Annotated in this window: 8 protein-coding genes; 5 read left to right on the forward strand and 3 right to left on the reverse strand. The window is 72.6% G+C overall.

Going from position 1 to position 8484, the window contains the following annotated elements; translation table 11 throughout:
• The first annotated feature begins 79 nt into the window (after window positions 1-79).
• The 5 genes from ABD308_RS28340 to ABD308_RS28360 all read left to right on the forward strand — a co-directional run bounded on the left by ABD308_RS28340 (window position 80) and on the right by ABD308_RS28360 (window position 5354).
• Complete coding sequence (locus ABD308_RS28340; RefSeq protein ID WP_344340401.1) at window positions 80-1438, forward strand: VWA domain-containing protein; 1359 nt, start codon at window positions 80-82, stop codon at window positions 1436-1438.
• An 85-nt stretch (window positions 1439-1523) separates the two neighbouring features.
• Window positions 1524-2708: an FHA domain-containing protein gene (locus tag ABD308_RS28345; protein WP_344340404.1), complete on the forward strand. Its 1185-nt coding sequence runs from the start codon at window positions 1524-1526 to the stop codon at window positions 2706-2708.
• Window positions 2709-2801: 93 nt separating this feature from the next.
• On the forward strand, window positions 2802-3719 hold the full coding sequence (locus ABD308_RS28350) for an ABC transporter ATP-binding protein (protein WP_344340406.1): 918 nt from the start codon (window positions 2802-2804) through the stop codon (window positions 3717-3719).
• On the forward strand, window positions 3716-4864 hold the full coding sequence (locus tag ABD308_RS28355; protein WP_344340408.1) for an ABC transporter permease: 1149 nt from the start codon (window positions 3716-3718) through the stop codon (window positions 4862-4864). Before ABD308_RS28350 ends, ABD308_RS28355 begins: the two co-directional genes overlap by 4 nt.
• Window positions 4865-4949: 85 nt before the next feature.
• Complete coding sequence (locus ABD308_RS28360) at window positions 4950-5354, forward strand: globin (protein ID WP_344340410.1); 405 nt, start codon at window positions 4950-4952, stop codon at window positions 5352-5354.
• A gap of 22 nt (window positions 5355-5376) precedes the next feature.
• Here the strand turns inward: ABD308_RS28360 and ABD308_RS28365 are convergent, their stop codons facing one another.
• The 3 genes from ABD308_RS28365 to ettA all read right to left on the reverse strand — a co-directional run bounded on the left by ABD308_RS28365 (window position 5377) and on the right by ettA (window position 8346).
• On the reverse strand, window positions 5377-6069 hold the full coding sequence (locus tag ABD308_RS28365; protein WP_344340413.1) for a DUF8185 domain-containing protein: 693 nt from the start codon (window positions 6067-6069) through the stop codon (window positions 5377-5379).
• A gap of 58 nt (window positions 6070-6127) precedes the next feature.
• On the reverse strand, window positions 6128-6568 hold the full coding sequence (locus ABD308_RS28370; protein WP_344340415.1) for an acyl-CoA thioesterase: 441 nt from the start codon (window positions 6566-6568) through the stop codon (window positions 6128-6130).
• Between the two features lie 113 nt (window positions 6569-6681).
• The gene (ettA, locus tag ABD308_RS28375; protein WP_344340418.1) at window positions 6682-8346 is read right to left on the reverse strand and encodes an energy-dependent translational throttle protein EttA; all 1665 of its coding nucleotides are present in this window, start codon (window positions 8344-8346) and stop codon (window positions 6682-6684) included.
• Between the last annotated feature and the right edge of the window lie 138 nt (window positions 8347-8484).

Here is an 8484-nt window from a genome sequence, read left to right on the forward strand (position 1 = left end):
GCCCCCACCCGGCGGCCACCCGACCTCCGAGCACAGCCGCCCCCGCACCAACCGACCACCCGACGGGAGCCACCGGCCCATGGCAACACTGGCGAAGCCGAACCTGCCCAGGTTCGACGTGGAGATCTTCCAGAACGAGTACCTCGCGGACGGCGCCCGCGAAGTGAACGCCATCGTCACCGTGACCGCGACCGGCGGCGGCACCTCCGGCGGCCGGCCGCTCGGCGTCACCGACGCCGCGGCGGGCGGCGGTGACGGGCAGTCCGCCGCCGTGGTGGTGCTGGTGGACTGCTCCGGCTCGATGGACTACCCGTCGAGCAAGCTGCGCGGCGCCCGCGAGGCCACCGCCGCCGCCATCGACACCATCCGTGACGGCGTCGCCTTCGCCGTGGTCGCCGGCACCCACGAGGCCCGCGAGGTCTTCCCCGGCGACGGCACCCTCGCCGTCGCCTCGACGGACACCCGCGCCCGGGCCAAGGAGTCACTGCGCCGGCTCACCGCGGCCGGCGGCACCGCGATGGGCAGCTGGCTCACCAAGGCCGACCAGCTCTTCCTCACCCGCCCCGACATCCCGATCCGGCACGCCATCCTGCTGACCGACGGCAACAACGAGCACGAGAGCGCCGCCGAACTGGAACTCGCGATCGGCCGGGCCACCGGCCGCTTCACCGCCGACTGCCGGGGCGTGGGCACCGACTGGCGGGTGGACGAGCTGCGCCGGATCTCCTCCGCGCTGCTCGGCACCGTCGACATCGTCCCGGAGCCGTCCGGCCTGGCCGAGGACTTCCGCTCGATGATGGCCGGCGCGATGGGCAAGCAGGTCGCCGATGTCGCGCTGCGGATCTGGACGCCCGCCAACGCGGTGGTCAGGTTCGTCAAGCAGGTCGCCCCCTCGCTGGAGGACCTCACCGCGCGCCGCTCCGAGGCCGGGCCGCGGGCCGGCGACTACCCGACCGGCTCGTGGGGCGACGAGAGCCGCGACTACCACGTCTGCGTGGAGGTGCCGGCCGCGGCCGTCGGCAACGAGATGCTGGCCGCCCGGGTGAGCCTGGTCCTGCCGCCGTCGGTCGCCGGGGGGATGCCCGAGGTGCTGTCGCAGGGCCTGGTCAAGGCGGTCTGGACGGACGACCTCGCCTCGTCCACCCGGATCAGTCCGCAGGTCGCCCACTACACCGGCCAGGCGGAGCTCGCCGAGGCCGTCCGGGAGGGCATGGAGGCGCACCGCGCGGGGGACGTCCACCGGGCCACCGCCAGGCTCGGCGCCGCCGTGCGGATCGCGCACGCGACCGGAAACGAGGGCACCTACCGGCTGCTGCAGAAGGTGGTGGACGTGGTGGACCCGAAGGAGGGTACCGTTCGGTTCCGTAAGAACGTGAGCGAGGCCGACTCGATGATCATCGAGACCCGGTCGACCAAGACCGTCCGTGTGAAGAAGTGACCGCCGAAGCAACCGCCGAAGCACCGACCGGGCCGCGAAACGGCCGGGCTCAGCCCCGGCCGGGCTGGAATTGAGGGGGGACCTGATGCCGATCTGCCCGAGGGGCCATGAGTCGCAGGCCGAGGACTGGTGCGACTTCTGCGGTTTTCCGATGACGCCGCCGCAGCCGCTGCCGCCACCGCCCGGCGCGCACCACGGCGCGCCCGGTCACCCGGGAGCGCACGGCGCACCCGGCGCACCCGGCGCCCCGTACGGGGCCACGCTCCCCCCGGGCGCGATGCCGCCTCCCGGAGCAGTGCCGCCGCCCCCGCCGTCGGCCCCGCAGGGCTTCCCCGACCTCACCGAGGGCCTGGCGGTCTGCCCGATCTGCCGCAGCCCGCAGACCGGGCGGTTCTGCGAGGAGTGCGGCTACGACTACGACCTCTCGGCGCCGCAGCGCGCCCCGCAGCCCTTCCCGGCCGCCCCCGCGCCGCCGCCCGCCCCCGGTCCGCTGAACATCCCGGCCGCGTACGGCGGCGCGCCGGAGGCCCCGGCCGCCCCGCACCAGGGCCAGCACCAAGGCCAGTACCTGGGCCAGTACCAGGGCCAGCACCCCGGTGAAGCCCCGCCGCTGCCGCCGCAGTCCACCGCGCCCGCCGGCTACGGGTACCCGCCGCCGGCCCAGGCCCAGCAGGCCCCGGCACCGGCACCGGCCCCGGTCGAGCAGCCGGCCCCCGGGCCGTACGGCACGCCGCACCCGCGCGAGGACTCCGGCCCGGTCTACGCCCAGCCCGGCCCGGCCCGGCGCGGCGACGAGTTCGGCACCTCGTTCCACCTGGCCCCGCCGGCGCCCCCGCAGGGCCCGCCGGCCGAGCCGGTGCGGACCACCTGGTTCGCGGTGATCGCGGCCGACCGCGAGTACTTCACCGCGATGATGACCCGCAGCGGTCCGGAGGCGGCCGGCCTGTTCTTCCCGCCGTACTGCCCCGAGCGGCGGATCCCGCTGACCGGGCGCGGCCAGCTGCGGATCGGCCGGCGCAGCCAGCACCGCGGCACGGTGCCGGAGATCGACCTCTCGGTCGCGCCGGAGGACCCGGGCGCCTCGCACCAGCACGCCCTGCTGGCGGAGCAGCCGGACGGCGGCTGGGTGCTGGTCGACCAGGACTCCACCAACGGCACCACGGTGAACGGCGGCGCGGAGCCGATCGCCGCGCACACCGCGATCCCGCTGAACGACGGCGACCGGATCCACATCGGCGCCTGGACCACGATCACCGTGCACCGCGCCTGACCCGTCGGGCCTTCGACACCGTTGTAAAAATGATCATCAAATGATGCTCGGACAACTCCTCACGACGGCCTGCCGCCCCTAGGCTCGGTCCTTATGACTGCTGCAATATCCGCCGACGGCATCCGTCAGCGGTACGGGGACGTGCAGGCCGTCGACGGGGTGTCACTCACCGTCGGGACCGGCGAATTCTATGGAATCCTCGGGCCGAACGGCGCCGGGAAGACCACCACACTGGAGATCCTGGAGGGCATCCGCGAGCCGGACGAGGGCCGGATCGAGCTGCTGGGCATGGCCCCCTGGCCGCGCAATCCCAAGCTGCTGCCGCGCATCGGCGTGCAGTTCCAGGCCTCCGCCTTCTTCAACAAGCTCACCGCGCGGGAGACCATCCGCACCTTCGGCTCCTTCTACGGCGTCGGCCCCAAGCGCGCCGACGCGATGCTGGAACGGGTCGGCCTGACCGAGTCGGCCGGGGTGATGACCGACAAGATGTCAGGCGGCCAGGCCCAGCGCCTCTCGATCGCCTGCGCCCTGGTCCACGGTCCGGAACTGGTCTTCCTGGACGAGCCGACCACCGGCCTCGACCCGCAGGCCCGCCGCAACCTCTGGGACCTGCTGCGCGACATCAACGCCGAGGGCCGCACCGTCGTGCTGACCACCCACTACCTGGACGAGGCCGAGGTGCTCTGCGACCGCGTCTCGGTGATGGACCACGGCCGGATCCTGCGGACCGGGGCGCCCGCCGCGCTGGTCCGCGAGATCGACGACACCGTCCGGATCAGCGTGGAGTCCGGCCTGCTGGCCCTGGACACCGCGCGCGGGCTGTTCGCCGCCGCCGGGGCGGAGATCACCTCGCTGGAGGACGACGGCGTCTCGCTGTCGCTGTCCACCCGCCTGCCCGCACCGGTGCTCTCCGTGCTCGCCGAGCGGAACGCGCTGCGCGGCCTGGAGGTCCGCGGCGCCACCCTGGAGGACGTCTTCCTCCAGCTCACCGGACGGGAGTACCGCGCATGAGCACCGAGCCCACCACGGCGGCGCCCGCGGCCGCCCCCGCGCCGGGCGGCACGCCCCCGGCCCCCGCCGGGCGCGAGCGGGTCTCCGCCTTCGCCAGCCTCTCCCGGGTGATGCTGGTCGCCTTCGTCCGCGACCGCACCGCGCTGTTCTTCGTGCTGCTCTTCCCGGTGATGTTCCTGCTGCTCTTCGGCACCCTGCTCAAGGGGGCCACCACCCAGCACGCCAAGGTCGAGCAGATCGGCGCCGTGCGGCTGCTGGACTCGGTCCAGGGCGAGGCCCGGGCCGGTCTGGAGCAGGTGCTGAGCATCACCAGGAGCGACGACGAGGCCGCCGCGCTGGAGAAGGTCCGCAAGGGCGACCTGGACGCCATGATCAAGGAGGGCCCGGACGGCACGGTGGTGGTGCGCTACAGCGCCGCCGACCAGGTCCGCGCCGGAACCGTCCAGGGCATCGTCAACTCCGTGGTCCAGCAGGCCAACCAGGCCGACAGCGGCAAGGCCCCCGCCTACACCCTGGAGAGCAGCCAGGTCGAGGACGGCTCGCTCAAGGCGATCCAGTTCCTCACCCCCGGCCTGCTGGGCTTCGCGGTGGCCACCGGCGCGGTGTTCAGCGCCTCGCTGACCCTGGTCGGCTGGCGGAAGAACAAGGTGCTGCTCCGGCTGCGGCTCGCCCCGGTGAGCGTCGGATCGATCGTCGCCTCCCGGGTCGCCGTCTCGGTGCTGACCGCGCTCGCCCAGACCACGATCTTCCTGGTCCTCGCCACCCTGCCGTTCTTCGGGCTGAAACTGACCGGCGACTGGTGGCTGGTGATCCCGCTGGTGATCTGCGGGACCGTCGCCTTCATGTCGATCGGCCTGCTGGTCGGCTCGATCGCCAGGACCGAGGAGGCCGCCAACGGCCTCGCGCAGGTCATCGTGCTGCCGATGTCGTTCCTGTCCGGCTCGTTCTTCCCGACCGAGGACATGCCGGGCTGGCTCAAGGCGATCTCCGAGGCGCTGCCGCTGAAGCACCTGGTCACCTCGGCCCAGTCGGTGCTCTCCCGGGGCGGCGGCGTGATGGACGCGCTGCCGACCATGGGCGGACTGCTGCTCTTCGCGGCCGTGCTGACCGGCGTCTCCTGGAAGCTGTTCCGCTGGGAGAACTGAGCGACGCCACGCGGGGTCGTACGACCACGGACCTGGTTCCCGGGTCCCGGTGTACGGCCCCGCCGCCGTCTGCGACCATGGTCGGGTGAACGAGATCCGGCGTGGCACGCTCAGCGAGGAGACCTTCTTCGAGCAGGTCGGCGGCGAACCGACCTTCCGGCGGCTGGTCCACCGGTTCTACCAGGGCGTGGCGGAGGACGAGTTGCTCCGGCCGATGTACCCGGAGGAGGACCTCGGGCCGGCCGAGGAGCGGTTCGCGCTCTTCCTGATCCAGTACTGGGGCGGCCCGCGCACCTACAGCGAGCAGCGCGGCCACCCCCGGCTGCGGATGCGGCACGTGCCGTTCAAGGTGGACCGGGCGGCGCACGACGCCTGGCTGAAGCACATGCGGGTGGCGCTCGACGAGCTGGGCCTGCCGGAGGACGCCGAGCGGCAGCTCTGGGAGTACCTCACCTACGCCGCCGCCTCGATGATCAACACCGAGGGCTGACCGGGGCGTCGCCGCCGGCGCGTCAGGCGAGCGGGCTGAGCCCGAGCCCCGCGCCGGGCGCGGCCGCCGTCCGGACCGCCACCGAGCCCGCCGGGGCGGACAGCCGCAGCCAGCCGCCGGCCCGGTGCACGGTCAGCGGGCCCTGCGGGGCCAGGAAGCCGATCACCTGGGCCGCGTGGGCGGCGCGCAGCGGCAGCTCGGGCAGTACCGACACCGGGCGCGACCAGATCTCGTCGGCCAGCGCGTCCAGGACGGCGCGGGTCCGGTGGTGTGCCGGGACGGCCTCGCTGCGCTCGCGGAACTCCCGCACGGCGGCCGCCACTTCGAGCCGCACCTGGGCGGTGGGCGGGGTGCCGACCGGTCGCCAGCCGGTGCGCGGCGGCAGCAGCCCGGCCCAGGCGGGCCCGGTGACCGGGGCGGGCAGCGCGATGGCGTCGGCCACCGCGTCCACGCCGTCCAGCAGCTGACCGGCCGACACGGTCAGGTCGAGCGGCCCGTCCAGGCGGGCCAGCCGCGCGGTGCGTACCGCCAGCGCGCCCGAACCGCCCAGCGGCAGCCGCCCGAAGACGGCCAGGACGCCGCCGCCGTCCGGCCGGGGCACGCCCTGCAGCCGGACCGCCGCCGCCTTGTCGAAGCGCAGCAGGCGGACCAGGAAGGCGGCCAGGTCGGCGGCCTCCCCGGTGTCGGCGAGGGCGAGGGCTGCGGTGCTGTTCAACGCTTGGGCTCACATCCGGGCGGCGGGCGTACGGGGACGGGTACGGGAGGCGGCGCGGTCAGACCGCGACGGCCGGCTCCTCGTCCATGAAGCGCTCCAGGAACTCCCGCTCCACCGCGCTGATCCGGCGCGGCCGGCCCTCGGCGAGGTCGTAGGGCACGACCACGGTGGACGCCCGGACGTAGACGGTCTCGGTGCCGTCCGCGGCGGTGTCCTTGATCTCGTAGGAGACGGTCAGCGAGGCGCCGCCGATCCTGGTCACCCAGGTCTCGATGGTGACCGGCTCGGGCCGGTGCACCAGCGGGCGCTTGTAGTCGATCTCGTGGCGGGCCACCACCGAACCGCCCGCGAACTCGCCGGCGCCGGCCTCGGCGGCCTGGGTGAACATGAAGTCGATCCGGGCCTCCTCCAGGTAGCGCAGGAAGACCACGTTGTTGACGTGCCCGAACGCGTCCATGTCGGACCAGCGCAGCGGGCAGGCGTAGATGTGACGTGCCACGGGTTCTCCTCGACGTCCGGTGCCCGCCGGCGGTGGGTGCCGGTCGGGCGTCGGCCCGGCAGGCCGCCCTCCACGGGGCGGGCGGCCTGCCGCGCCGTCGTCACGACTGGGTGTCAGCCGCGGGTCAGCTTCTTGTAGGTGGCGCGGTGCGGACGGGCCGCGTCCGCTCCGAGCCGCTCGACCTTGTTCTTCTCGTACGACTCGAAGTTGCCCTCGAACCAGAACCACTTGCTCTCGCCCTCGTAGGCGAGGATGTGGGTGGCGACCCGGTCCAGGAACCAGCGGTCGTGCGAGATGACCACGGCGCAGCCGGGGAACTCCAGCAGCGCGTTCTCCAGCGAGGAGAGGGTCTCGACGTCGAGGTCGTTGGTGGGCTCGTCGAGGAGCAGCAGGTTGCCGCCCTGCTTCAGGGTGAGCGCCAGGTTGAGGCGGTTGCGCTCACCGCCGGAGAGCACGCCGGCCGGCTTCTGCTGGTCCGGGCCCTTGAAGCCGAACGCCGAGACGTAGGCGCGGGACGGCATCTCGACCTGGCCGACGTTGATCCAGTCCAGACCGTCGGAGACGACCTCCCAGAGGGTCTTCTTCGGGTCGATGTTGGCGCGGCTCTGGTCGACGTAGCTGATCTTGACCGTCTCGCCGACCTTGACCGTGCCGCTGTCCGGGGTCTCCAGGTCCTGGAGCATCTTGAACAGGGTGGTCTTGCCGGCGCCGTTCGGGCCGATGATGCCGACGATGCCGTTGCGCGGCAGGGTGAAGCTGAGGTCGTCGATCAGGACCTTCTCGCCGAAGGCCTTGTTGAGGTTCTCGACCTCGATGACGACGCTGCCCAGACGCGGGCCCGGCGGGATCTGGATCTCCTCGAAGTCCAGCTTCCGCATCTTGTCGGCCTCGGCCGCCATCTCCTCGTAGCGGGCCAGTCGCGCCTTGGACTTGGCCTGGCGGCCCTTGGCGTTGGAGCGGACCCACTCCAGCTCTTCCTTGAGCCGCTTGGCGCGCTTGGCGTCCTTCTGGCCCTCGACCTTGAGACGGGACTGCTTGGTCTCCAGGTAGGTGGAGTAGTTGCCCTCGTACGGGTAGGCGCGGCCGCGGTCGAGCTCCAGGATCCACTCGGCGACGTTGTCCAGGAAGTACCGGTCGTGGGTGACGGCGACGACGGTGCCCTTGTACTTCTCCAGGTGCTGCTCCAGCCAGTTCACCGACTCGGCGTCCAGGTGGTTGGTGGGCTCGTCGAGCAGCAGCAGGTCGGGGGCCTCCAGCAGCAGCTTGCAGAGCGCGACGCGGCGCTTCTCGCCACCGGAGAGCTTGGTGACCGGCCAGTCGCCGGGCGGGCAGCCCAGGGCGTCCATGGCCTGCTCCAGCTGGGCGTCGAGGTCCCAGGCCTCGGCGTGGTCCAGGTCCTCCTGGAGCTTGCCCATCTCGTCGAGCAGCGCGTCCGAGTAGTCGGTGGCCATCAGCTCGGCGATCTCGTTGAAGCGGTTGAGCTTCCCCTTGATCTCCTTGACGCCGTCCTCGACGTTCTCCAGGACGGTCTTGGACTCGTCGAGCGGCGGCTCCTGGAGCAGCATGCCGACGGTGAAGCCCGGCGAGAGGAAGGCGTCGCCGTTGGAGGGCTGCTCCAGGCCGGCCATCATCTTCAGCACGGTGGACTTACCGGCACCGTTGGGGCCCACGACGCCGATCTTCGCCCCGGGGAGGAAGCTGAGCGTCACGTCGTCAAGGATGACCTTGTCTCCGTGCGCCTTGCGCACCTTGCGCATCGTGTAGATGTATTCCGCCACGTGAGATCGCTCCGGCGTCGTCGGGAGTAATTCGGCTTGCAGCCTTCCATTGTGCCGCACCCGGCCCGGAGCCCCGAACCGCCGGGTCCCCCTCCGCCGGTGCCCCGCAGGGGTATCGCGGACACGGCGCGGCCCGGC

This window comes from Kitasatospora putterlickiae (assembly GCF_039527695.1).
GTDB classification, from domain to species: Bacteria; Actinomycetota; Actinomycetes; order Streptomycetales; family Streptomycetaceae; genus Kitasatospora; species Kitasatospora putterlickiae.

What these genes read in the sequence shown, in the direction of transcription:
- ABD308_RS28340 (WP_344340401.1), top strand. Translation starts at nt 80, where the DNA reads ATGGCAACACTGGCGAAGCCGAACCTGCCCAGGTTCGACGTGGAGATC.
- ABD308_RS28350 (WP_344340406.1), top strand. Translation starts at nt 2,802, where the DNA reads ATGACTGCTGCAATATCCGCCGACGGCATCCGTCAGCGGTACGGGGAC.
- ABD308_RS28345 (WP_344340404.1), top strand. Translation starts at nt 1,524, where the DNA reads ATGCCGATCTGCCCGAGGGGCCATGAGTCGCAGGCCGAGGACTGGTGC.
- ABD308_RS28355 (WP_344340408.1), top strand. Translation starts at nt 3,716, where the DNA reads ATGAGCACCGAGCCCACCACGGCGGCGCCCGCGGCCGCCCCCGCGCCG.